The organism is Rubrivivax gelatinosus (assembly GCF_004340905.1).
GTDB lineage: Bacteria > Pseudomonadota > Gammaproteobacteria > Burkholderiales > Burkholderiaceae_C > Rubrivivax > Rubrivivax gelatinosus.
In genome coordinates this window covers 176,825-198,390 of sequence record NZ_SLXD01000007.1, presented here as the reverse complement: position 1 = coordinate 198,390, position 21,566 = coordinate 176,825, and the positions used below count along the sequence as shown (strand labels likewise).

The window sequence follows — 21,566 nt, the reverse complement described above, 5'->3', positions numbered from 1 at the left end:
GAATGAGGCGAAGCAGGCCTTCCGGCCTGCTACGTCCTCATTCAGTCCTCCAGGCCGAGTTCCTGGATCTTGCGGGTGATCGTGTTGCGGCCGATGCCCAGCTTCTGCGCCGCCTCGATGCGGCGGCCGCGCGTGATGTCCAGCGCGGTGTGGATCAGCCGGCCCTCGAACTGGCGCGTCAGGGCGTCCCAGACGTCGGGTTCGCCGGACTCGAGACGGCGGCGCGCCTCGCGCTCCAGATCCGCCAGCCAGCCGGCAGGCGCCGCTTCGACCACCTGCGGCATCGCCATCGGAGCGGACATCAGCTGCGGCGGCAGCGCGGTGTCGGTAGCCGTCACCGCCGAGGCGGGCCGAGGCTCGCCGGCCGCGAGCAGCTCGGGCGGCAGGTCCTTGGGCTCCACGACCTGCGCTGGCGCCATCACCGTCAGCCAGTGGCAGACGTTCTCGAGCTGGCGCACGTTGCCGGGGAACTCGAAGCCCTGCAGCCTCGCGACCGCCGCGTCGGTGATGCGCTTGGCCTCGACGCCCAGCTCCCGCGCACTCTTCTGCAGGAAGAAGCGGGTGAGCATCGGGATGTCCTCGCGGCGCTCGCGCAGCGCCGGCAGGCGCAGCCGGATGACGTTCAGGCGGTGGTAGAGGTCTTCGCGGAAGACGCCGTCCTTGACACGCTGCTCGAGGTTCTGGTGCGTCGCGGCGATCACGCGCACGTTGGTCTTCAACGGCTGGTGGCCGCCGACGCGGTAGAACTGGCCGTCCGACAGCACGCGCAAGAGCCGCGTCTGCAGGTCGAACGGCATGTCGCCGATCTCGTCGAGGAACAGCGTGCCGCCGTCGGCCTGCTCGAAGCGCCCGCGGCGCATGGTCTGCGCGCCGGTGAAGGCGCCACGCTCGTGGCCGAAGAGCTCGCTTTCCAGCAGATCCTTGGGGATCGCCGCGGTGTTGATCGCGACGAACGGGCCCTGGCCGCGCGGGCTGTGCTTGTGCAGCGCGCGCGCGACCAGCTCCTTGCCCGAGCCGCTCTCGCCGGTGATCAGCACCGTCACGTTGCTCTGGCTGAGCCGGCCGATGGCGCGGAACACGTCCTGCATCGCCGGCGCCTGGCCCAGCATCTCGGGCACGGCCTTGTCGACCGTCTCGCCGACCTCGTCGCGCAGGCTCTCGTCGACGGCGCGGCGGATCAGCTCGACGGCCTTGGTCAGGTCGAAGGGTTTGGGCAGGTACTCGAAGGCGCCGCCCTGGAAGGCCGAGACGGCGCTGTCCAGGTCCGAGTAGGCGGTCATGATGATGACCGGCAGCCCGGGCAGCCGCGCCTTCACCTTGGCCAGCAGGTCGATGCCCGAGCCGCCGGGCATGCGGATGTCGCTGACCAGCACCTGCGGCTCGTCGTCGTCCAGCGCGGCGAGCACGTCGCGTGCACCGGAGAAGCTGCGCACGGCGAACTGCTCGCGCACCAGCGCCTTCTCCAGCACGAAGCGGATCGACTGGTCGTCGTCAACGATCCAGATCGGTTTCATTGGCCCCCCCGAAGCGCCTTCGGCGCTCCCCCCCCAAGGGGGGGCGCCGCCAGCGGACCGGCAGAGCCGGATCCGCGGCGGCAGCTTGGCCACGTTACATGCGTCAGACGGGCGAGGATCATTCGGTCGGATTCAGGGCAGAGGAATCAGCAGCTTGAAGACGGTCCGGCCCGGAACGCTGTCGCATTCGATCGTGCCCTGATGCTGCTGCACGAACGTCTGCGCCAGCGTGAGCCCGAGGCCGGAACCGTTCTCGCGCCCCGACACCAGCGGGTGGAAGATGCGATCGCGGATGGCCTCGGGCACGCCCGGGCCGTTGTCCTGGATATGCAATTCGAGTGCCAGCCGGAAACGCTTGCGCCCGAAGGTGATCTGGCGCGCGACCCGCGTGCGCAGCACGATCTGCGCGTCGCCCGCGGCGATGCGTTCGGCCAGCGCCTGCGTGGCGTTGTGGGCGATGTTGAGCACCGCCTGGATCAGTTGCTCGCGGTCGCCGCGGAACTCGGGGATCGAGGCGTCGTAGTCGCGCTCGACGCTCAGCCCGCGCGGGTACTCGGCCATCACCAGCGAGCGCACGCGCTCGCAGATCTCGTGGATGTTGACGTCGCCGACGACGTGCGGGCGGCGATGCGGCGCGAGCAGCCGGTCCACGAGCGCCTGCAGCCGGTCGGCCTCGTGGATGATGACCTGGGTGTACTCGGTCAGCTCCTTCGATTGCACGTCCATCGCCAGCAGCTGCGCCGCGCCGCGGATGCCGCCCAGCGGGTTCTTGATCTCGTGCGCCAGGTTGCGCACCAGCTCCTTGTTGGCCTGCGCCAGGCCGTGGGCACGCTCCTCGCGGTCCAGCCGGGTCTGCTGCTCGACCTCGATCAGCTCGATCAGCACGCGCGTGGCGTCGTCCATCTGGCTGACGATGACGTGCACCGGCAGCTCGGCCGCCGGGCCCAGCGAGGCCGGACGCTTGAGCACGCCGTCGAAGCGTCCGCACGAGACCTCGCCGCGCACCACCGAGTCCAGCGTCTCGCGCAGCCGGGTCGAGTCGACGAGCCAGTCGAAGACACTGCCGCGGCGCAGCGTGCGCCGCGACTGGCCGATCAGGTTCTCCAGCGTCGAGTTGACGAACAGGCAGCGGCCGTCGGCCGCGCCGATGCCGACCATGGTCGCCAGGTAGTCGAAGGCGTCGAAGCCGTCGAGTGCGTCGGCATCGGCGGTCACGGGGCCACCTTCGCGAGCTCGCGCCGGATCGCCGCGACGTCCTGCTCCTTGCGCTCGACCTGCGCCTTCAGCGAGGCCGTGCGGTCCAGGTACTTCTGGTAGTTGCGCTCGTCGCCGCGCCGCTCGGGCTGGCCGTCGTTGTACTCCTTGCGCAGTTCGGCCAGGCGCTGCTCCTCGCGCTGCAGCTCGTCCTGCAGGATGCGGCGCGCGTCGCTGTCGCGTGCGCGTTGTTCGGCGGGGTCGATGCGGCTGTCGGCCGGGCGCGCGCCAGACGCGGGGGCAGGCGGCGCCGGTGTCGGGCGGCGCGTCTGCACGATCGTGATCGGCGAGCCTTCGATCGTGCGGCAGCCGCGGTCCTTGGCCTGCTGCGGCGTCAGCATGTTGGTATAGCTCTCGGGGTTGCCGGGGCAACGGTAGACGGGACCGCTGTCGCCTTGCGCGTTGGCGGCCACCGAGGCCAGCAGCAGCAGGGCGAGGCCGGCGCTTCGCCGACGGGACATGGGGGATACCTCCGTGCGGTGGATTGTGGCGCGCCGAAACGAAGAAGGGACGGCGAGCCGTCCCTTCTGCAGACCGTGACGCGCGAGCGCCGGCGGACTTTAGATGCTGTAGTACATGTCGAACTCGACCGGATGGGTCGTCATGCGGAAGCGCGTGACTTCCTGCATCTTCAGGTCGATGTAGGCGTCGAGGTACGCGTCGGTGAACACGCCGCCCTTGGTCAGGAAGGCGCGGTCCTTGTCGAGGTACTCGAGAGCCTGGTCGAGGCTGTGGCAGACGGTCGGGATCTTCGCGTCTTCTTCCGGCGGCAGGTGGTACAGATCCTTGGTGGCGGCTTCGCCCGGGTGGATCTTGTTCTCGACGCCGTCCAGGCCGGCCATCAGCAGCGCGGCAAAACCCAGGTACGGGTTCATCAGCGGATCCGGGAAACGCGCTTCGATGCGGCGGCCCTTCGGGTTGCTGACGAACGGGATGCGGATCGAGGCCGAGCGGTTGCGGGCCGAGTAGGCCAGCTTGACCGGCGCTTCGAAGCCCGGCACCAGGCGCTTGTAGCTGTTGGTGCCCGGGTTCGTGATCGCGTTCAGCGCACGGGCGTGCTTGATGATGCCGCCGATGTAGTACAGCGCGAACTCGGACAGGCCGCCGTAGCCGTCGCCGGCGAACAGGTTCTTGCCGTCCTTCCAGACCGACTGGTGCACGTGCATGCCGGAGCCGTTGTCGCCGACGACGGGCTTGGGCATGAAGGTCGCGGTCTTGCCGTAGGCATGCGCGACGTTGTGGATCACGTACTTCTGCAGCTGCAGCCAGTCCGCGCGCTCGACGAGCGTGCTGAACTTGGTGCCGATCTCGTTCTGGCCCGGGGCCGCCACTTCGTGGTGGTGGACTTCGACCGGGATGCCCAGCGATTCGAGGATCAGGCACATCTCCGAGCGCATGTCCTGGAAGCTGTCGACCGGGGGCACCGGGAAGTAGCCGCCCTTGACCGCCGGACGGTGGCCCATGTTGCCGCCGTCGAGCTCCTTGCTCGTCGACCACGGGGCTTCTTCGGACGTGATCTTCACGTGGCTGCCGTCCATGCCGACATGCCAGTGGACCTGGTCGAAGATGAAGAACTCGGGTTCGGGGCCGAAGAAGGCGGTGTCGCCCAGGCCGCTGCTCTTCAGGTAGGCCTCGGCACGCTTGGCCAGCGAACGCGGGTCGCGGTCGTAGGGCTTGCCGTCACCCGGCTCGAGCACGTCGCAGGTCAGGATCAGCGTCGGCTCTTCGTAGAACGGGTCGATGTTGGCGCTGTTCGGGTCCGGCATCAGCAGCATGTCGGACGCTTCGATGCCCTTCCAGCCGGCGATCGAGGAGCCATCGAAGGCATGACCGGCGGTGAACTTGTCTTCGTCGAATGCGGAAACGGGCACCGAGACGTGCTGTTCCTTGCCGCGGGTGTCGGTGAAGCGGAAGTCGACGAACTTGACTTCGTTCTCCTTCACCAGCTTCATCACGTCGGCAACGGTCTTTGCCATTCAGATCTCCTAGCGGGGGCTCGTGGAAAGGGTTTGGTCTGATCGGGGCAACCCCTCGGTACTTACCCCGAAAGGTGCGCCCCAATGTAGCAGAAGGTGTGCCAGCCGCAGAGAGTCGGCCCGGACCCCGAGGCAGGCGCCACGCGCGCCTGTCACGGGCGGCGCGAAACGAATGCCAGCTTGGTGCGCATGGCAGCACCAATGAGGTGCACGCTCCGGTGCATCAACGCACCAATTCGTCGCCCAGGCGGGCGCCGAGCGCGGCGGCGCCGTCCCGCAAGGCCAGATAGGCGGCGTCGACGAGTTCGCCGCGGCCCTTGACGCCCAGCTCGATATGGCGGCCGTGCCGAGGGTGATCGACGCTGGGCAGGCTGAAAACCTTGACCGGCGCGAAACGGGTCTCGATCTCTTCCATCAACGGCGTCAGCGTCGACTCCATCGACCCGAAGACGAGCACCGAACGTTCGCGCGGCGCCGCATCCTGGTGCAGGTGGGCGTAGCGGCCGTCCAACACCGCCTCGACCATCGGCCAGGCCATCACCGGGAACCCGGGCACGAAGTGCACGTGGCCGACCGAGAAGCCGGGGATCTTGTTGTACGGATTGGGAATGATGGACGCACCGGCCGGAAACACGCCCATGTGCAGCCGGCGCGCGTTGTCCGGCCGGTCGGGCTCGTAGGGCTCGCCCTGCTCGGCGGCCATCTCGCGGATGCGCGAGAGGATCAGGTCGCGCGCCTCGGGGTGCAGCGACAACGGCACGCCCAGCGCGTCGGCCGCGGCCTGGCGCGTGTGGTCGTCGGGCGTGGCGCCGATGCCGCCGAAGGAGAACACCAGATCGCCGCTGGCGAAGGCCTGGGCCAGCGTCTCGCTGATGCGCGCGCGCTCGTCGCCGACGTAGCGCGCCCACGAGAGCGTCAGCCCGCGCGCGGCCAGCATCTCGATCAGCTTGGCCAGGTGCTGGTCGCGACGTTTTCCGGAGAGGATCTCGTCGCCGATGATGACGGTGCCGATGTTCATGGCGGTGGCAGCGGTTCGAGGGTCACGGGCACCGGCGGCTCGACCACCGGCAGGTCGTCGGCCAGGGCTTCGCGGCGCAGGCGATCGAGTGCATCGAGCGCGAAGTGCGCGAACCAGGCCGACGCGAACGCGAAGACCAGGGTGTACAGCCAGACCGAGGCGACGATCAGCACCGGCGCCAGGATCAGCGTCGCCGCGCTCACCGCCCACAGCAGCGTCGGCGCCGCGCCCAGGTAGCCGCAGATGACGCCGATGGCCAGCAGCGGCCAGCGCTGCTCGGCCATGATGCGGCGGCGCTCGTCGGCGTCGGCGTGCGTGGCCAGCACGTCGAAGGTGTAGACGCGGTAGGTCAGCCAGCCCCAGATCAGCGGCGGCAGCACCAGTGCCACCAGCGGCACCAGCCACAGCGGCAGGCTCAGCAGCAGCGCGATGACGGCGACCAGCGTGGCCCACAGCGACCACGCCAGCCCCTGCCACCAGCGCCCGCCGCGGCGGCGCTCCAGCGCCGGGAAACGCCGCGCCGCGACCAGGTCGACGATCGCCGGCGTCACCAGCAGCGCCACCAGCAGCAGCGTCGCGACGATCAGCGCGGGCACCGCCAGCGCGACGACGACCAGCGGCGCCACCAGCGCGTGCAGCCCCTGGCCGCCCACCGAGTCCAGCCAGCTCAGCGCCGCCGACACCAGCGCCCACTGCTCCAGCGTGGCGCGCACCGCGTCGACCGAAGGCTCCCAGAACGCCCAGCCGGCGAAGCCGGCCGCGCCGCCGGCGACCAGCAGCGGCAGCAGCGACCAGAGGATGACGCGCGGATGCAGGCAGTAGGCCGCGGCGCGCCAGAAGGCGTCGAGCAGCCGCGTCATCGGGCGGCCCGGGAGTCGGTGGACGGACGCGGCTGCACCGCCGTTACTCCTCGTCGCCGCCGAAGATGCCGCCGAGCACGCCCCCGGCGGCGGCAAAGGGCAGCACCGAGCCTTCCTCGCGCGAGCCGCCGCGCTGCGGCGCCGCGGCGAAGATGCGCGAGGCCAGGCGCGAGAACGGCAGGCTCTGCAGCCAGACGGTGCCCGGGCCGGTCATCTTGGCCAGGAACAGGCCCTCGCCGCCGAACAGCGCGGTCTTGATCTTGCCGACGTACTGGATCTCGAAGTCCACGCCCGGCGTGTAGGCGACGACGCAGCCGGTGTCGACGAGCAGCGTCTGCCCGGCCTGCAGCTCGCGGCGCACGACGGTGCCGCCGGCGTGCACGAAGGCCAGACCGTCGCCGTCCAGGCGCTGCATGATGAAACCTTCGCCGCCGAAGAAGCCGGTCGACAGCCTCTGCTGCAGCGCGATGCCCAGCGACACGCCACGCGCGGCGCAGAGGAAGGCGTCCTTCTGGCAGATCAGCGTGCCGCCCATCTTCGACAGGTCCATCGGCAGGATCTTGCCCGGGTAGGGTGCGGCGAAGGCCACGCGCTGCTTGCCGGCGCCCTGGTTGGTGTAGACGGTGGTGAACAGCGACTCGCCGGTGACCAGGCGCTTGCCGGCCGACAGCAGCTTGCCGAACAGGCCGCCACCGGCGTTCTGGCGGCCGTCGCCGAACACCGTGTCCATCGTGATGCCGGCATCCATGAACATCATGCTGCCGGCTTCGCCGACCGCAGCCTCGCCCGGATCGAGCTCGATCTCGACGAACTGCATCTCCGAGCCCTTGATCTCGAAGTCGACGACGTCCATTGCCATGGTGGATTCCTCTCGGGGAGAGGTCAGAGTTGATTCGGCGGCGATGGTACCGAAGCGCCGCGACGCTGCGCGTGGGGCACACACCGATAATGCGGCGCCATGCCCGCGCCTGCCCTGCTCCGCCGATGATCGGTTCGATGTTCGCGATCGCGCTCGGCGCCGCGCTCGGCGCGTTGCTGCGCTGGTGGCTGGGACTGGCGCTCAACGGCCTGTTCCCGACGCTGCCGCCGGGCACGCTGGCGGCCAACCTGATCGGCGGCTACCTGATCGGCGTCGCGCTGGCGCTGTTCGCCCACCACGTGACGCTGGCGCCGGAGTGGCGGCTGTTCGCGGTCACCGGCTTCCTCGGCGGCCTGACCACCTTCTCGACCTTCTCGGCCGAGGTCGTCGTGCTGCTGCAGCAGGGCCGGCTGGCCTGGGCCGGCGCGACGGTGGCGGTGCACGTGCTCGGCTCGGTGCTGATGACGCTGGGCGGCTTCGCCACCTACGAGGCGCTGCGCCGCGCCTGAAGAAGCGCCCGCTCAGCCGGCGACACTCAGCCGCCCGGGCGACAGGTACTCGACGCGGTAGTCCTCGAAGGACAGCGTGTCGGCGGCCTCGATGCGGCGCTGCTCCTGCAGCGAAGCCAGGGCCTCGGCGCGGAACGCGGCTTCGGTCTCGGCGGCGAACGGCAGCGCACGCAGCGCACCCTTGGTCTGCTCCGACTGGGCGAGCACGAAGTCGCAGAACGAACCGCCGAAGTCCGAGCGGGCGGCCGCCAGCACACGCGCCGACGGCGTCGTCTGCAGCCAGCGCAGGCGCTCGTCGGCCTGGGCGACGGCCCGTGCGTAGGCATCGCCGCCGAGCACCGCGTCCGCCTGGTGCGCCAGCGGCAGGCAGCCGGCGACGATCTCGGCGGCCCAGTCGGCCAGCGCCACCGAACGGCCGCCGCGCTCCAGCCGCAGCCCCGGCTGGCGGCCGGCGGTGGCGACGAGGTTCTGGTTGCGCTTGAGCTCGGCGATCTCCTCGGGGGTGTCCTCGGGGCTGGCGCTCGTCAGGCAGTGCAGCAGGAAGACGTCGATGAAACGCATCGTCGCCTCGCCGATGCCCAGCGGTTCGAAGGGGTCGAGATCCATGCAGCGCACCTCGACGTACTCGACGCCGCGCGCGCGCAGCGCGTGCAGCGGGCGCTCGCCCGCGAGGATCGTGCGCTTCGGGCGGATCGTCCCGTAGAACTCGTTCTCGATCTGCAGCAGCGTCGTCGCGAGCTGGTTGTACTCGCCGCCGGGGTTGCGCACGCCGACGGCCTCATAGGCCGGGTAGGGCCGCGTCAAGGCCTCGTGCAGCGACGCGGCATAGCTCTCCAGGCTGTTGTAGCTGGCCGAGATCGAGGCCTGGGCGTCGCTCTGGTAGCCCAGCCGGCCCATGCGCAGCGAGGTCGCGTGCGGCAGGTGCAGCGAGCCCGGGCCCAGCGGCTCCAGGCCGTGATCGCGGCCCTCGACGAAACACGCGCCCAGCGCCGGCGAGGCGCCGAACAGCAGCAGCAGCAGGAAGGAGTGGCGGCGGAAGTTGCGGATCAGCGCGAAGTAGTCGTCGTCACCCAGCCCGGGCAGCGACCAGTTGTAGTGGATGCCCGAGATCGTCTGCATGCGCCGGCCGTACCGCAGGCCCAGGCCCATGCGGTAGACGCTCTTGGCGCGGCCGACGTTGGACGAACCGTAGCGGCCGATCGGGATGTTCTCGTCGGCCGGCAGCCGGCACGGCATGCTGGCGACCCAGAGCACGTCGTCGCCGAGCGCGCGGTAGACGAACTGGTGCACGCGGCGCAGCTCGTCCAGGCAGTCCTCGACGCCGGCGTGCACGCCGGTGATCAGCTCCAGCTGCGATTCGCTGAAGTCGGTGGTGATGTGCGGGTGCGTCAGTGCCGACCCCAGCGCTTCGGGGTGCGGCGTCATCGCCAGCGCGCCGTGGCGGTCGGCGCGCAGGCTTTCCTTCTCGATGCCACGGCGCATGCCACGCAGGCGCTCGGGCGTCAGGGAAATCGGTCGGGACATCGGGGGTCCAGTCGTCTGGCGGAAACGGATTGTCGGCCAAGCACATCATCCCTGCTGGCCGGGGACACCCGCCACGGGGCGGGCGCGGCGCCTCAGCCGCGGCGCTGATGCACCAGGCCTTCGATGGCGAGCCGGTAGCCATCGACGCCGAAACCGACGACGATGCCGGCGGCCGCCGGCGAGACGTAGCTGTGGTGGCGGAAGGCCTCGCGCGCGTGCACGTTGGAGATGTGCACCTCGACGACCGGCAGCTCGGCGCCCTTGATGGCGTCGAACAGCGCCACCGAGGTGTGGGTGTAGGCACCCGGATTGAACACCACGCCCAGCAGCGCACCGGCCTTCACGGCGCGGCCGGCCTCGTGCAGCGCATCGATCAGCACGCCTTCGTGGTTGCTCTGGCGGCACTCGACCTCGACCCCCAGCCGGGCACCCGCGTCGCGGCACAGCGCCTCGACGTCGGCCAGCGTCGTGCGGCCGTAGACCTCGGGCTCGCGCTGGCCGAGAAGGTTCAGGTTCGGGCCGTTGAGGACGAGGATCTTGGACATGGCGCGATCCTAACCGCAGGCCGGCCCGATCCTTGCCTGTGCCCGCGCATGACACCCGCCCCTGCCACGCCCGGCGAGCCGCTGCCCTGCGTGCTCGACGTCGAGGCCTCGGGCTTCGGGCGTGCGAGCTACCCGATCGAAGTCGGCTACGTGCTGCCCGACGGCCGCGCGCGCTGCACGCTGATCCGTCCGGCCGCCGGCTGGACGCACTGGGACGAACGCGCCGCCGGCGTGCACGGCATCGCGCGCGAGACGCTGGAACGCTGCGGCCGCCCGGCGGCCGAGGTCGCGGCGATGCTCAACGTCGACCTCGCCGGGCGCACCGTCTACTGCGACGGCTGGGCGCACGACTACGCCTGGCTCGGCGCGCTGTTCGAGGAAGCGGGCGTGCATCCGTCGTTCCGTCTGGAGACCGTGGCACGGCTGCTCGACGAGGACACGCTGGCGCGGCTGGGCGACGCGCGTCGCGGCGTCATCGGCGAGCTGGGCCTGGCGCGGCACCGCGCCAGCAGCGACGCCCGGGCGCTGCAGATCGCGCTGGGCCGGCTGCGTGCATCGCGCCAGGGCTCCAGCTGATCGGGCCCGGGCCGCGACCCGGGTGCTATGGTCACGTTTTCACCGAATTCCCGCAGTCCGTTGCCGCCCGCCCCCGACTCCCTGTTCGCCCATCGCGGCTTCGTCCTGTTCTGGTTCGCCCGCCTCGCCGGCACCGCCGCCGGCCAGATGGCCATGGTCGCGGTGGGCTGGCAGATGTACGACCTCACCGGATCGGCCTGGGACCTGGGGCTCGTGGGCCTGCTGCAGTTCGCGCCGGCGATGCTGCTGGCGCTGCCGGCCGGGCAGCTGATCGACCGCGTGCACCGCGGCCGCATCCTCGCGGCCAGCCTGGGCGCGACGGCGGCGGTCTCGGCGCTGCTGTGGCTGGCCAGCGCCGGCGACTGGGCCAGCCGCGAACTGCTGCTGGGCGTGTCGATCGCGCTAGGCGTGGTGCGGGCCTTCCAGATGCCGGCGCAGCAGGCGCTGGTGCCCTCGCTGGTGCCGCCGGTGCTGCTGCCGCGCGCGCTGGCCTTCTCGTCGGCCGGCATGCAGGCGGCGATCATCGCCGGCCCGGCCATCGGCGGCGTGGTCTACGTCGCCGGCGCGGCGGCGGTCTACGCCGCCTGCGCGGCGCTGTTCGGCCTGGGCACGGCGCTGGCGCTGGCGGTGCGCTACGAACACGCACCGCCGCCGGCCACGCCGGTGACGCGCGAGACGCTGCTCGCCGGCGTGCGTTTCGTCTGGCAGAAGAAACCGGTGCTGGGCGCGATCTCGCTGGACCTGTTCGCGGTGCTGCTGGGCGGCGCGACGGCGCTGCTGCCCATGTTCGCCAAGGACATCCTGCACGTCGGCCCCTGGGGCCTGGGGCTGCTGCGCAGCGCGCCGGCAGTCGGCGCGCTGTTGATGTCCATCCTGCTGACACGCTGGCCGGTGCGCCGGCGCACCGGGCGCGTGCTGCTCGGCGCGGTCGCGGTCTACGGCGTCGCGCAGCTCGTGTTCGGGCTGTCGACCTCGTTCTGGCTGTCGCTGGGCGCGCTCGGCATCAGCGGCGCCGCCGACATGATCAGCGTCGTCATCCGCCAGACCCTGGTGCAGCTGGAGACGCCCGACGAGATGCGCGGGCGCGTCAGCGCCGTCAACTCGATCTTCATCGGCGCGTCCAACCAGCTCGGCGAGTTCGAGTCGGGCGCGACGGCGGCGCTGCTCGGGCCGGTGGGCTCGGTGGTGCTGGGCGGCGTCGGCACGCTGCTCGTCGCCGCGGCCTGGTTCAGGCTGTTCCCGGCGCTGGCCGAACGCGACGAACTCGTCGCCGCGCCGGCACGCGCCGCGCGCTGAGGCCGCTCAGGCCAGCCAGCCGCACAGCGCCTCGGTGACCTCGGCGCGGTTCAGCAGGTCCCAGTGGCCGGCCTGGGTGACCAGGCGCTTGCGGCTCGCCGGCACGGCCAGCGCACGCGCCGGGTCGCGGTGCTCGCCCCAGGCGCTGGCCACCGTCACCAGCCCGTCGCCGACGAGCGCGTGGCGCAGGCCACGCGGCTCGGCGACCGTCGTCGCCGCGACCAGGTAGACCGGCACGCCGGCGGGCAGCGGCGTGGGCACGCGGTGGTCGCGGGCCGGGCCGTCGGGGCCGTGGCCACACCAGTCCTCGTCGCGCACATGGCCCCAGCGCAGGTCGTTGATGCCGGCGCTGCGCACGCCCAGCACGCGCGCGAACGGCGCCAGGTAGGGGCTGACGCCGAGCACCCCGTCGACCAGATGCCCGGCACGCTCGAGCAGCGCGCCATGGTGCGGCGTGCCCAGGCAGACCAGCGCCTGCAGCCGCGAGCGCCAGGCCTGGCCTTGGCGCTCGGCGTGGGCGATCGCGCTGCGCGCGACCAGCCCGCCCATGCTGTGGCCGACGATGGCCAGCCGCGACAGCGGCACCGGCCAGTCGCGCTGCAGGCGCTGCAGCAGGGCCGCGAAGCGCGCGCCGTTGTGCGAGACGTGCAGCCCGGTGTTGTAGTGCAGGGACAGCACCGGGCAGCCCAGCGCCCGGGCCAGCGCCCAGCCGTGGTGATGGCCCTGGCGCTGCCACTGCAGGTCGTTCATGCACAGCCCGTGGACCAGCACGACGACCCGGTCGCCGGCGTCGGGGAAGGCGGCGGCCAGCGCCTCGCGGCCCGGCGCCAGGCGGTGGCCGGCGTGGCGCAGGCTCATCGGGATCGCCAGCGGGTTGCCCGAGGCCGCCAGGTGGTCGCCCCAGAGGCCGTTGACCGCTGCCAGCACCGCCTCGCGCGAGGCCGCGGTGGCCGCCGGCGGCTCGGCCTCCAGCCGCTTGAGCAGGCCGTCGACGCCGCGGCCGGCGAGGCGCATGCCGCCGCGCACGCGCCCGTAGACGAAGCCGGTCAGCCCGCGCGTGCCGCCTTCGTGCGGCGCGCCCAGCGGCGCACGCCGCGCCAGGATCGTGCCGTGCAGCTGCTCGGCGATGCCGGTGACACCGACGCCGGCGTCGATGCCCAGCTGCACCAGCCCGCGCAGGTCGGCCAGCGTGAACGCCGGGCGGGCCGGTGCGGGCAGGACCGCGAGCGCGGTGACATCGGACATGGGCCGGGCTCCCGGGCGGTGGCGACAGCCCACTGTGCGCCCGCCACCGGCCGGGTGCAAGCCGATCAACCGCGCTTGGCACGGATGTTCGCCCGCCCGATGCGGCTGCGCGCCTTCCACTGCGCGACCTGCTCGCGGCGCTGCAGCGCGCTCATCGAGTCGCGCTGCGCCTCGCGCACCAGCTTGCCGAAGCTCTTCAGCCGCTCGGGCGCGACCGTGCCGCGCACCGCGCAGCCGGGTTCGCCTTCGTGGCGGCAGTCGCGAAAGCGGCATTGCGCGGCCAGCGCCGCGATGTCGTCGAAGGCGCCGGCGACGTCGCCCGCGTCGCCGTCCAGGCGCAGCGAACGCAGCCCCGGCGTGTCGACGATGCAGGCGCCGCCGGGCAGCGGGTGCAGCGTGCGCGCCGTCGTCGTGTGGCGCCCACGGCCGTCGCCGCGGCGCGTGCCGCCGGTGGCGGCCACGGCCTCGCCGCACAAGGCGTTGGCCAGCGTGCTCTTGCCGGCGCCGCTGGAGCCCAGCAGCACCAGCGTCTGCCCCGGCGCGAGCCAGGGCGCGAGCTGCGCGGCCACGTCGTCGTGCAGCGAGTCCAGCGCCAGCACCTCGACGCCGGCCGGCGCCAGCGTCTGCGCGTCGCGCAGCCGCCGGCCCAGGTCGACGCAGAGGTCGGCCTTGCTCAGCACGACCACGGCGCCGACACCGGCCAGGCGCACCAGCGCGAGGTAACGCTCCAGCCGGCGCAGGTTGAAGTCGTGGTCCAGGCCCATGACCAGCAGCGCGGTGTCGACGTTGCTCGCGAGCACCACACGCTCGACCTTCTCGCGGCCGTCGTGCAGGCGGCGCGCGAGCTGCGTGCGCGGCGGCACACGCGCGTCGACCCACCACTCACCGAAGGTATTGCGCTCGGCGCGCACCCAGTCGCCGACGGCCAGGGCGTCGGCTTGCGAGGCCAGCGCCTGGATCAGCGCCGGGCGGGCGCGTGCCGACCAGGTGGATTCGCCGTCGTGCAGCACGAGGCCGTCGCGCTGCACCTCGGCGACGCGCATCAGCGCGGCATCGCCTCCGGGCAAGGGAAACGGCAGGGAAGAAAGCAGTTGCGGCGTCAGGCCGATGGCCTGCAGCCGCTCGTACGGGGAAACAAAAGACATGATGAACTGAAGTCCCGTGGCGCGGCCGACGGCCGCGCGTGATCGGTCCGCCGGCGCGTGAGGCCGGGCGGGGCTCGATGGGGAGGGGCCTGTCGGCGCGCCGGGGGCCGGCGGGCGGAGGACTTCAGCGGCCCGGCGTGGCCGGGCGGGAGATCCGGAACTCGCGCGTCAGCGCGCGGCGCGGCGGAGGCCGTGAACGGCAAGGTCCCGATGTTCCATGGCGGCCTCCTGTGTGGCGAGTGGATAGCAGCCGCGCACTGTGCGCCGAGCGCTCTGGATGCGTCAACCCAGGCGCACCCGGCTGCGGCGTGCACGCCACGGCGCTCGTTATGCTCGCGGCCGATGTTGCCGCCCGACTGCCTGTACGCCGACGAGAACTGCCTGGTGCTGGCCAAGCCCGCCGGGCTGCTGGCCGTGCCCGGGCGCGGCCCCGACAAGCAGGACTGCCTGGCCGCACGCGCCCAGGCGCGCTGGCCCGATGCGCTGACCGTGCACCGGCTGGACATGGCGACTTCGGGGCTGATGGTCTACGGCCGCGGTGCGGCGGCGCAGCGCACGCTGTCGGTCGCCTTCGCCGAACGCCGCGTCGACAAGCGCTACGTCGCCATCGTCGCCGGGCTGATGGCCGCCGACGCCGGCGAGGTCGACGCGCCGCTGGTCTGCGACTGGCCCAACCGGCCGCGGCAGAAGGTCTGCCACGAGCACGGCAAACCTTCGCTGACCCGCTGGCGGGTGCTGGCACGCGACGCGGCCGCCGCCCGCACGCGCGTCGAACTCGAGCCGGTCACCGGGCGCTCGCACCAGCTGCGCCTGCACCTGGCGACGATCGGCCACCCGATGCTCGGCGACGACCTCTACGCGCCGCCCGACATCGTGGCCGCGGCGCCGCGGCTGCTGCTGCACGCCGAGCGCCTGGCCTTCCCGCATCCCGTCACCGGCGAGCGCCTCGAATTCGAGCGCGCGGCCGACTTCTGAAGCCCGAGACGATGAAACAGGACGTCGACCTCCAACACGCCTACCGCTTGCTGAACCACGGCCCGACGGTGCTGGTCAGCGCCGCCCACGGCGGCCGCCGCAACGTGATGGCCGCGGCCTGGGCGATGCCGCTGGACTTCGACCCGCCCAAGGTCGCCGTCGTGCTCGACAAGAGCAGCTTCACGCGCACGCTGCTGGAGGCCGCCGGCGAGTTCGCGCTCAACATCCCCTGCGTCGCGCTGGCCGACGCCACGGTGACGGTGGGCAACACCAGCGGCCACGACGGCGTCGACAAGTTCGAGCGTTATGGCCTCGGCGCCTTCGCCGGCCGCGCGACCGGCGCGCCGCTGGTCGAAGGCTGCGTCGGCTGGCTCGAATGCCGGCTGCTGCGCGAGCCGCACGTCGAGCAGACCTACGACCTGTTCCTCGCCGAGGTCGTCGCGGCGCAGGCCGACGCGCGGGTGTTCCAGGGCGGGCGCTGGAGCTTCGCGCCCGGGCACGAGGCCCTGCGCACGATCCACCACGTCGCCGGCGGCGCGTTCTTCAGCGTAGGGCCGATGCTGCAGGCGAAGCCGCTGCCGAAGCCGCTGTCTTGAGCGGCGCACGCAGCCGGCGCTCGAAGTCGGCCGGCGCGACGACCTGCAGCAGCTCGCGGCCCTCGGCGTCGACGGCGATCGCCAGGCCACGCGCCGGGTACAGCCAGTGTTCGAGCCGGCCGCCCGGCGCGATGACCTCGTCGGGCTCGCCGAAACGCTGGCGCAGCGTCTGCGCGTCGAGGTTGGTCGCCGGGATGAAACTCAGGCCGACCAGCGGCGTGGCGCCCAGCGCCGGGCGCTCGCTGGCGCGCAGCGGGTAGCGCCACAGCGTGCCGCCGGCCGGTTCGCGTTCGGCGGCCGTTTGCTGCAGCCGCAGCAGCTCGGCGTCGCCCAGCGAGGTGGTCAGCAGCAGCCGGCCACCGACGCCGCCGCCGTCGAAACGTTCGACATAACCTTCCAGCGCCCCGGGCTGGCCGGTCTCGGCCATCACCGCGAGCTGCAGGCCTTCGCCCCAGCGTTGGTCGGCGTCGGCCAGCGTGCTGCCGGGCAGCTGCAGGCCGAAGGCGGCGACGCCGTCGCCGCGCGCGGCGATGCTCCAGGGGGCCTCGGGCGAGGACACGGGCGCCGGGGCGGTGCCGCGCAGCACCTGCCAGAGCGCGGGCGCAAAAGCGACGAGGAGGACGACGACGCCGGCCAGCAGCGCGAGGAGGAACGGGCTTTTCAGGACACGATTCATGGGCGGCGCCAGTATGCTCGAAGCGATGAAGACCTCCCTCACCCTCGTCACCGGCGGCTCGCGCGGGCTGGGCCTCGCGCTGGTGCGCCAGCTGCTCGACCGTGGCGACCGCGTGCTGACGCTGGCGCGACGCGCGCCACCGATCGAACACCCGGCGCTGATCGCCTGGACCGTCGACCTCGCCGACCCGGCGCCGGCGGCCAGCCGCCTGGCCGCCTGGCTGGGCGCCCAGGACCCGGGCATGCTGGCCTCGGTCTCGCTGGTCAACAACGCCGGCGTGATCTCCGAACTCGCGCCGCTGGGCGAGGTTGGCGCGGCCGACCTGTCGCACGCGCTGCGCGTCGGGCTGGAAGCGCCGATGCTGCTGGCCTCGGCCTTCCTGCGCGCGACGGCGTCATGGCAGCTGCCGCGCAAGCTGATGTTCGTGTCCTCCGGCCTGGGCCGGCGCGCGATGGCCGGCAGCGCCTCGTACTGCGCCGCCAAGGCCGGCATGGACCACCTGGCGCGCGCGATCGCGCTGGAGGAAGCGGCGCGTCCCAATGGCGCACGCGTCGTCTCGCTGGCGCCGGGCGTCATCGACACCGACATGCAGGTCCAGCTGCGCAGCGCCGACCCGGTGCGCTTCACCGACCGCGGGCGTTTCGTCGGCCTGCACGAAGGCGGCATGCTCGACAGCCCCGAGACCGCCGCCGCCAAGCTGCTGCGCTACCTCGAACGCCCCGATTTCGGCCAGCAGCCGGTGGCCGACGTGAGGGACGCATGAGCGATCTGCCGGAACGCGCCCAGACGCTGATCGAACGGCTGAAGCTGCGGCCGCACCCTGAAGGCGGCCACTACGCCGAGCTCTACCGCTCGTCGCAGGCCGTCGGCACGGCACGCGGGGAACGCCGCGGCCTCACGACGATCGACTTCCTGCTCATGCCAGGCGAACGCTCGGCCTGGCACCGCGTGCGCTCCTGCGAGGTCTGGCATCTGCTGGAAGGCGGGCCGCTGACGCTGTGGCTGCTGTCGCCGGACCTGCAGACGGTGGAGCACGTGCGGCTCGACGCCGACTGTCGGCGCCACGTCGTGCCGGCCGACTGGTGGCAGGCCGCCGAGCCGGTCGGCGGCTACGCCTACTGCGGCGCGACGGTCGGCCCGGGCTTCGAGTTCGAGGACTTCGACTTCGGCCGCGACGAGCCGGCGCTGCGCTCGGCGATCGGGCGCCTGGCGCCCGATCTGCACCGGCTGCTGTAGTTACTTCTCGCCCAGCGAGACGCCGATGCCGCGTGCGGCGCGCACCAGCTCGTGGTCGCGCGGCACGAGGCGGTTCTTGCCCGCCACCTCGGAGATCGGCACGCTGACGACGGCGTCGCCCTGCAGCGCGACCATGCGGCCGTACTGGCCGGCCTCGACGAGCTGCGCCGCGTGGTAGCCGAAACGCGTGGCCAGCACGCGGTCGAACGGCGTCGGCGAGCCGCCGCGCTGGATGTGGCCCAGCAGCGTCGTGCGCACCTCGCAGTCGACCAGCGGCTCGAGCTGCTGCTGCAGCCAGTTGCCGACCCCGCCCAGGCGCAGCGGGTCGGGGCTGTCGGCGATCGTGCGCTGCACGGTCAGCCCGCCGCCCTCCGGCGCGGCGCCTTCGGCGATCGAGATGATCGTCGACAGCCCGTGCGCGGCACGCTCGCGGCAGCGCCCGGCCACGGCCTCGACGCTGAACGGGATCTCGGGAATCAGGATGACCTCGGCGCCGCCGGCCATGCCGCCTTCGAGCGCGATCCAGCCGGCGTAGCGGCCCATGGTCTCGGCGATCATCACCCGGCCGTGGCTGCGGCCGGTGGTCGCCAGGCGGTCCAGCGCGTCGGCGACGACGGCCACCGCACTGTCGAAACCGAAGGTGCGTTCGGTGCAGAACAGGTCGTTGTCGATGGTCTTGGGCACGCCGACGACCGGCAGCCCCAGCGCCTCGAACTTGTGCGCGATGGCCATCGTGCCGTCGCCGCCGATCGCCACCAGCGCGTCCAGGCCCAGCTCGCGCACGTAGTCCATCGCCGCGGCGGAACTGTCGGCGCCGCCGGCACCGAAGTAGTGGAACGGGTCGCACTTGTTGTGCGTGCCGAGGATCGTGCCGCCTTCGGCCAGGATGCCGGCGACGGCGGCTGTGTCCAGCGGCCGCGACGAACGTGTCAGCAGGCCGAGGAAACCACGTTCGATGCCGGTGACCTTGGCCCCGCATTCGTTGATCAGCGACAGCGTCACCGCGCGGATGACGGCGTTCAGGCCGGGGCAGTCGCCCCCGCCGGTCAGGATTCCGATGTGCATGAGTCGATCATCCAAGCCAGTGGGCGATATCAGACTTGAGCTTTATCAAGTCCTCTTCCCGGGTGTACATCATGTGCCCGGCATCGTAGTAGTGATGCTGGATGCGTGCCAGCACCTCGGCCGGCGCGTCGAGCTGGGCCAGCGACCAGTCGCTGGCGCTGTACGGCGTGCCCAGGTCGTAGCGGCCGCTGGCGACGAAGACCTTCAGCCTGGGGTTGCGGCGCAGCGCGCGTGCGAGATCGCGGCTGGTGCTGGCGTAGGCGTTGCCCTGGGCCTCGCCGCGGTTCCAGTTCCAGGCCCGGTGCGCCTCGTGCGACAGGGTCTCGTAACGCTGTTCGGTGGCCACGCCGAGTTCTGCGAAGTAGGCCATCGCGGCCATCGTGTACGGCGCGGCGATGGCCTCGATGCCGGGGTCGAACTCCCAGTCGCGGCTGCGGCGTGCGGCCATCGGCACCGTCACGCGCGCGTCGAGCCGGCCGACCTGGCGCCCCTGCGGCCACATCGCCTCGAAGAAGTAGTCCTGGTCGGCGATGCGCAGGTTCTTCTGCTCGACCAGTTCGCGCGACAGGCCGGTGAGCTCGGCGACGCGGCGCGCGACGGCGGCGCGGCGCTTGTCCGACAGCCGCGCGCCGGCCAGCAGCGCGGCGGCGTAGTCCTCGTCGACGAAGGCCTCGGCCGCGGCCTGCGCCGCTTCGCGCGAGGCGCCCAGCGGCCCCTTCAGCAGCCCGTGGTACTGCGAGACGACGGCATAGGCCGGCAGGAACAGCGCATACGGCAGGTCGTTGCCCGGGTCGAAGGACAGGCTCTGCAGGTCCATCGCGCAGGACACCAGCACCAGGCCGGCGAGCGCGACACCGCCGTCCAGCAGCTTGTCGGCGAGCGCCGCGCCACGTGTCGTGCCGTAGCTCTCGCCCGCCAGGTACACCGGCGAGCCCCAGCGGCGGTGCCGCGTGAGCCAGGTGCGCACGACCTCGGCCAGCGCCTTCACGTCGCCGTCGACCGACAGCATCTTCTTGCGCGCCTCCTCGCCGGCGGTCGTCGACCAGCCGGTGTGCGGCGGATCGACGAAGACGAGGTCGAAGTGCTCGAACCAGCTCAGCGGGTTGTCGCTGACCGTGTACGGCGCGGCCGGCATGCTGCCGTCCGACGGCACGACCAGGCGCTTGGGGCCCAGCGCACCCAGGTGCAGCCAGATCGAGGCCGAACCCGGCCCGCCGTTGAAGGCGAAACACACCGGGCGCGCGCCGGCGGCAGCGCCCTGCAGCTGGTAGGCGGTGGTCATCACCGCGGCCTGCGGCTCGGCCAGCGCGCCGTCGAAACCTTCACCGGCCACCGGGATGAACTCGGCGCTGACGGCGTAGTCCAGGCGCCGCTCGGCCAGCGCCAGCGTGCCGCTGGCGCGCACCGGCGGGCGCGCGACCAGTTGTTCGACGCGCTCGCGGTGGCGGCGGTCGGGGGTCTTGTCGGGGTCGGGGGTCTTGTCGGGCTCGGCCATGGTGTCCGGGTTCGTTCTTCGGCGGGCGCAGCTTAACTCCCCACGGCCATGCCGATCAGCCCCCGTCGGGCCCCTGGAAACCGCCGCGGCGCAAGGTCACGACCAGCGTGTCGCGCCAGGCCGGTGCACCGGCTTGAAGCGGACGGATCGGCGTGCTCTCGTGGATCACGCGTTCGTCGTCGAGCAGCAGCGCGCTCCAGGGCTGCACGAGCGTGAAACGAACGCCCTGGGCGCCGGCAGCGTCGAAGACGCGGGTCTCGCCGCCGAGCACGCCGTGGCGCGCGACGAGGATCACCGCGACCAGGTCGACGCCGTCACGGTGTGCGCCTTCGGGTGTCGGACGGCCGATGCCGTCGGCGGTGTCGATGCGAAACGGGTGCGCCTCGACATACCAGCGGCGCTCGCCGCGCAGCCGCGTCGCCACGCCGGCCAGTGCCGCCAGCAATGCCGGCCAGGCCGGCCGCGCCGCCCAGTCCGGCGGCAGCGGCTCGAACCAGCGCTCGAAACCGCCGTGCAGCGCGTTGTAGGCCAGCGGCTGCCAGTGCGCCCGCGCCGGCACGGCCTCGACACGGCCGTCGTCGACGACGAAGCAGCCGTGGCGGCGCCGGCGGTAGCGGCCGCCGTCACGCAGGTGCGGATCCGGCGGCAACGTGTCCCAGGCCGGCTGCAGCGCCTGCAGGGCGGGCAGCGGCTGATGCACCAGTTCGGTGAGCGACGACGTGTCCAGCACCGCCCATCCCGCCCCCGCGAGTGTGGTGTGGAGATCCGGCAACGCTGTCAGCGGCGGGGAAGGCGAGAAATTCATGCTGCGCAATTGGAGTGGTGACTCCAGGAATCGCCGGCCCGGGCGGTGCGAGACAGCGCTATCGTGGTCTGGCAGGCGCCTACCCGGCGTCATCGTGGAACCGGACGGCCCAAAAGGCGGAGTGTGCGATGAATGCCGAAACCCAAGGTTCGAGAAGCGTGCTGGAGCTCGTCGACGTCATCGACCTGAAGTGGCTGTTCGCCAACGAAGGGGTCTTCCTGCACGTCGAGCGCCTGCAGCACGATGCCGACTATGCCCGCGAGCTGCTGTCGCGCGCCGCTGCCTCCGGCAATGCCGAGTTGCGCGCCGCCGCGGCGCGCCTGAACGGACAGATCGCCGCCGGGCAAACCGCCGCCTGACGCGCCCTGGACGCCGGCGTAGGATGGCAGCGCCCGCG

The 21,566-nt window shown here is 72.1% G+C and carries 23 protein-coding genes; 8 read left to right on the top strand and 15 right to left on the bottom strand.

What is annotated here, in order from left to right:
• Window positions 1-41: 41 nt before the first annotated feature.
• From ntrC to EV684_RS12705, 7 genes are all read right to left on the bottom strand, one after another.
• Window positions 42-1,514 carry a nitrogen regulation protein NR(I) gene (gene ntrC / locus EV684_RS12735; RefSeq protein ID WP_132647658.1) on the bottom strand — a complete coding sequence of 491 codons (1,473 nt, stop codon included), beginning with the start codon at window positions 1,512-1,514 and terminating at the stop codon, window positions 42-44.
• A gap of 132 nt (window positions 1,515-1,646) precedes the next feature.
• The gene (gene glnL, locus EV684_RS12730; RefSeq protein ID WP_132647657.1) at window positions 1,647-2,729 is read right to left on the bottom strand and encodes a nitrogen regulation protein NR(II); all 1,083 of its coding nucleotides are present in this window, start codon (window positions 2,727-2,729) and stop codon (window positions 1,647-1,649) included.
• Entirely contained in the window at window positions 2,726-3,229 is a 504-nt protein-coding gene (locus EV684_RS12725; RefSeq protein ID WP_132647656.1) for a hypothetical protein, read from the bottom strand. Before EV684_RS12725 ends, glnL begins: the two co-directional genes overlap by 4 nt.
• 99 nt (window positions 3,230-3,328) lie before the next feature.
• The gene (gene glnA, locus EV684_RS12720) at window positions 3,329-4,744 is read right to left on the bottom strand and encodes a type I glutamate--ammonia ligase (RefSeq protein WP_132647655.1); all 1,416 of its coding nucleotides are present in this window, start codon (window positions 4,742-4,744) and stop codon (window positions 3,329-3,331) included.
• A 223-nt stretch (window positions 4,745-4,967) separates the two neighbouring features.
• A complete protein-coding gene (locus tag EV684_RS12715; RefSeq protein ID WP_132647654.1) occupies window positions 4,968-5,762 on the bottom strand; it encodes a competence/damage-inducible protein A in 795 nt (264 codons plus the stop codon).
• Window positions 5,759-6,622 carry an EI24 domain-containing protein gene (locus EV684_RS12710; RefSeq protein ID WP_132647653.1) on the bottom strand — a complete coding sequence of 288 codons (864 nt, stop codon included), beginning with the start codon at window positions 6,620-6,622 and terminating at the stop codon, window positions 5,759-5,761. Before EV684_RS12710 ends, EV684_RS12715 begins: the two co-directional genes overlap by 4 nt.
• 43 nt (window positions 6,623-6,665) lie before the next feature.
• Window positions 6,666-7,481 (bottom strand): TIGR00266 family protein, encoded by an 816-nt coding sequence (locus EV684_RS12705; protein WP_132647652.1) that lies wholly within the window; start codon window positions 7,479-7,481, stop codon window positions 6,666-6,668.
• Window positions 7,482-7,606: 125 nt separating this feature from the next.
• Between EV684_RS12705 and crcB the strand changes: the two genes are divergently transcribed.
• Window positions 7,607-7,990 (top strand): fluoride efflux transporter CrcB, encoded by a 384-nt coding sequence (gene crcB, locus EV684_RS12700; RefSeq protein ID WP_132647651.1) that lies wholly within the window; start codon window positions 7,607-7,609, stop codon window positions 7,988-7,990.
• Between the two features lie 12 nt (window positions 7,991-8,002).
• Here the strand turns inward: crcB and gshA are convergent, their stop codons facing one another.
• Both gshA and aroQ read right to left on the bottom strand, forming a co-directional pair.
• Complete coding sequence (gene gshA, locus EV684_RS12695; protein WP_132647650.1) at window positions 8,003-9,514, bottom strand: glutamate--cysteine ligase; 1,512 nt, start codon at window positions 9,512-9,514, stop codon at window positions 8,003-8,005.
• Window positions 9,515-9,606: 92 nt separating this feature from the next.
• Window positions 9,607-10,059, bottom strand: a complete 453-nt coding sequence (gene aroQ, locus EV684_RS12690) for a type II 3-dehydroquinate dehydratase (RefSeq protein ID WP_132647649.1) — start codon at window positions 10,057-10,059, stop codon at window positions 9,607-9,609.
• 48 nt (window positions 10,060-10,107) lie between these two features.
• Between aroQ and EV684_RS12685 the strand changes: the two genes are divergently transcribed.
• On the top strand, window positions 10,108-10,635 hold the full coding sequence (locus tag EV684_RS12685) for a 3'-5' exonuclease (RefSeq protein ID WP_132647648.1): 528 nt from the start codon (window positions 10,108-10,110) through the stop codon (window positions 10,633-10,635).
• Between the two features lie 27 nt (window positions 10,636-10,662).
• Window positions 10,663-11,931, top strand: a complete 1,269-nt coding sequence (locus tag EV684_RS12680; RefSeq protein WP_375138653.1) for an MFS transporter — start codon at window positions 10,663-10,665, stop codon at window positions 11,929-11,931.
• Window positions 11,932-11,937: 6 nt separating this feature from the next.
• Here the strand turns inward: EV684_RS12680 and EV684_RS12675 are convergent, their stop codons facing one another.
• Together EV684_RS12675 and rsgA are read right to left on the bottom strand one after the other, a co-directional pair.
• Window positions 11,938-13,176, bottom strand: a complete 1,239-nt coding sequence (locus EV684_RS12675) for a lipase family alpha/beta hydrolase (RefSeq protein ID WP_132647646.1) — start codon at window positions 13,174-13,176, stop codon at window positions 11,938-11,940.
• Between the two features lie 65 nt (window positions 13,177-13,241).
• Window positions 13,242-14,321: a ribosome small subunit-dependent GTPase A gene (gene rsgA, locus EV684_RS12670; protein WP_132647645.1), complete on the bottom strand. Its 1,080-nt coding sequence runs from the start codon at window positions 14,319-14,321 to the stop codon at window positions 13,242-13,244.
• A 342-nt stretch (window positions 14,322-14,663) separates the two neighbouring features.
• Here rsgA and EV684_RS12665 point away from each other — a divergent pair, with 342 nt between their 5' ends.
• Window positions 14,664-15,296, top strand: a complete 633-nt coding sequence (locus EV684_RS12665) for a pseudouridine synthase (protein WP_132647644.1) — start codon at window positions 14,664-14,666, stop codon at window positions 15,294-15,296.
• A gap of 11 nt (window positions 15,297-15,307) precedes the next feature.
• On the top strand, window positions 15,308-15,892 hold the full coding sequence (locus EV684_RS12660; protein WP_132647643.1) for a flavin reductase family protein: 585 nt from the start codon (window positions 15,308-15,310) through the stop codon (window positions 15,890-15,892).
• Here the strand turns inward: EV684_RS12660 and EV684_RS12655 are convergent.
• Entirely contained in the window at window positions 15,840-16,568 is a 729-nt protein-coding gene (locus tag EV684_RS12655; RefSeq protein ID WP_132647642.1) for a hypothetical protein, read from the bottom strand. The two genes, EV684_RS12660 and EV684_RS12655, sit on opposite strands and share 53 nt — an antisense overlap.
• 13 nt (window positions 16,569-16,581) lie before the next feature.
• Here EV684_RS12655 and EV684_RS12650 point away from each other — a divergent pair, with 13 nt between their 5' ends.
• Together EV684_RS12650 and EV684_RS12645 are read left to right on the top strand one after the other, a co-directional pair.
• Window positions 16,582-17,331, top strand: a complete 750-nt coding sequence (locus EV684_RS12650) for an SDR family NAD(P)-dependent oxidoreductase (RefSeq protein ID WP_132647732.1) — start codon at window positions 16,582-16,584, stop codon at window positions 17,329-17,331.
• A complete protein-coding gene (locus tag EV684_RS12645; RefSeq protein ID WP_132647641.1) occupies window positions 17,328-17,804 on the top strand; it encodes a cupin domain-containing protein in 477 nt (158 codons plus the stop codon). The genes EV684_RS12650 and EV684_RS12645 overlap by 4 nt, the downstream gene beginning before the upstream one ends.
• Here EV684_RS12645 and EV684_RS12640 read toward each other — a convergent pair whose 3' ends face one another.
• The 3 genes from EV684_RS12640 to EV684_RS12630 are packed head-to-tail and all read right to left on the bottom strand — an operon-like array spanning window position 17,805 to window position 21,169.
• Window positions 17,805-18,869 (bottom strand): 6-phosphofructokinase, encoded by a 1,065-nt coding sequence (locus EV684_RS12640; protein ID WP_132647640.1) that lies wholly within the window; start codon window positions 18,867-18,869, stop codon window positions 17,805-17,807.
• 7 nt (window positions 18,870-18,876) lie between these two features.
• Window positions 18,877-20,364 carry a S10 family peptidase gene (locus tag EV684_RS12635; RefSeq protein ID WP_132647639.1) on the bottom strand — a complete coding sequence of 496 codons (1,488 nt, stop codon included), beginning with the start codon at window positions 20,362-20,364 and terminating at the stop codon, window positions 18,877-18,879.
• Window positions 20,365-20,419: 55 nt separating this feature from the next.
• Complete coding sequence (locus tag EV684_RS12630) at window positions 20,420-21,169, bottom strand: 2OG-Fe dioxygenase family protein (protein WP_132647638.1); 750 nt, start codon at window positions 21,167-21,169, stop codon at window positions 20,420-20,422.
• A gap of 128 nt (window positions 21,170-21,297) precedes the next feature.
• On the opposite strand from EV684_RS12630, the gene EV684_RS12625 reads away from it, so the two are divergent.
• On the top strand, window positions 21,298-21,528 hold the full coding sequence (locus EV684_RS12625; RefSeq protein WP_132647637.1) for a hypothetical protein: 231 nt from the start codon (window positions 21,298-21,300) through the stop codon (window positions 21,526-21,528).
• Window positions 21,529-21,566: the final 38 nt, after the last annotated feature.

What these genes read in the sequence shown, in the direction of transcription:
- EV684_RS12725 (WP_132647656.1), bottom strand. Translation starts at nt 3,229, where the DNA reads ATGTCCCGTCGGCGAAGCGCCGGCCTCGCCCTGCTGCTGCTGGCCTCG.
- EV684_RS12715 (WP_132647654.1), bottom strand. Translation starts at nt 5,762, where the DNA reads ATGAACATCGGCACCGTCATCATCGGCGACGAGATCCTCTCCGGAAAA.
- rsgA (WP_132647645.1), bottom strand. Translation starts at nt 14,321, where the DNA reads ATGTCTTTTGTTTCCCCGTACGAGCGGCTGCAGGCCATCGGCCTGACG.
- EV684_RS12635 (WP_132647639.1), bottom strand. Translation starts at nt 20,364, where the DNA reads ATGGCCGAGCCCGACAAGACCCCCGACCCCGACAAGACCCCCGACCGC.
- EV684_RS12710 (WP_132647653.1), bottom strand. Translation starts at nt 6,622, where the DNA reads ATGACGCGGCTGCTCGACGCCTTCTGGCGCGCCGCGGCCTACTGCCTG.
- EV684_RS12685 (WP_132647648.1), top strand. Translation starts at nt 10,108, where the DNA reads ATGACACCCGCCCCTGCCACGCCCGGCGAGCCGCTGCCCTGCGTGCTC.
- crcB (WP_132647651.1), top strand. Translation starts at nt 7,607, where the DNA reads ATGATCGGTTCGATGTTCGCGATCGCGCTCGGCGCCGCGCTCGGCGCG.
- EV684_RS12645 (WP_132647641.1), top strand. Translation starts at nt 17,328, where the DNA reads ATGAGCGATCTGCCGGAACGCGCCCAGACGCTGATCGAACGGCTGAAG.
- glnA (WP_132647655.1), bottom strand. Translation starts at nt 4,744, where the DNA reads ATGGCAAAGACCGTTGCCGACGTGATGAAGCTGGTGAAGGAGAACGAA.
- gshA (WP_132647650.1), bottom strand. Translation starts at nt 9,514, where the DNA reads ATGTCCCGACCGATTTCCCTGACGCCCGAGCGCCTGCGTGGCATGCGC.
- EV684_RS12660 (WP_132647643.1), top strand. Translation starts at nt 15,308, where the DNA reads ATGAAACAGGACGTCGACCTCCAACACGCCTACCGCTTGCTGAACCAC.
- ntrC (WP_132647658.1), bottom strand. Translation starts at nt 1,514, where the DNA reads ATGAAACCGATCTGGATCGTTGACGACGACCAGTCGATCCGCTTCGTG.
- EV684_RS12665 (WP_132647644.1), top strand. Translation starts at nt 14,664, where the DNA reads ATGTTGCCGCCCGACTGCCTGTACGCCGACGAGAACTGCCTGGTGCTG.
- EV684_RS12655 (WP_132647642.1), bottom strand. Translation starts at nt 16,568, where the DNA reads ATGAATCGTGTCCTGAAAAGCCCGTTCCTCCTCGCGCTGCTGGCCGGC.
- aroQ (WP_132647649.1), bottom strand. Translation starts at nt 10,059, where the DNA reads ATGTCCAAGATCCTCGTCCTCAACGGCCCGAACCTGAACCTTCTCGGC.
- EV684_RS12630 (WP_132647638.1), bottom strand. Translation starts at nt 21,169, where the DNA reads ATGAATTTCTCGCCTTCCCCGCCGCTGACAGCGTTGCCGGATCTCCAC.
- EV684_RS12640 (WP_132647640.1), bottom strand. Translation starts at nt 18,869, where the DNA reads ATGCACATCGGAATCCTGACCGGCGGGGGCGACTGCCCCGGCCTGAAC.
- EV684_RS12675 (WP_132647646.1), bottom strand. Translation starts at nt 13,176, where the DNA reads ATGTCCGATGTCACCGCGCTCGCGGTCCTGCCCGCACCGGCCCGCCCG.
- EV684_RS12650 (WP_132647732.1), top strand. Translation starts at nt 16,582, where the DNA reads ATGCTCGAAGCGATGAAGACCTCCCTCACCCTCGTCACCGGCGGCTCG.
- EV684_RS12625 (WP_132647637.1), top strand. Translation starts at nt 21,298, where the DNA reads ATGAATGCCGAAACCCAAGGTTCGAGAAGCGTGCTGGAGCTCGTCGAC.
- EV684_RS12680 (WP_375138653.1), top strand. Translation starts at nt 10,663, where the DNA reads ATGGTCACGTTTTCACCGAATTCCCGCAGTCCGTTGCCGCCCGCCCCC.
- EV684_RS12705 (WP_132647652.1), bottom strand. Translation starts at nt 7,481, where the DNA reads ATGGCAATGGACGTCGTCGACTTCGAGATCAAGGGCTCGGAGATGCAG.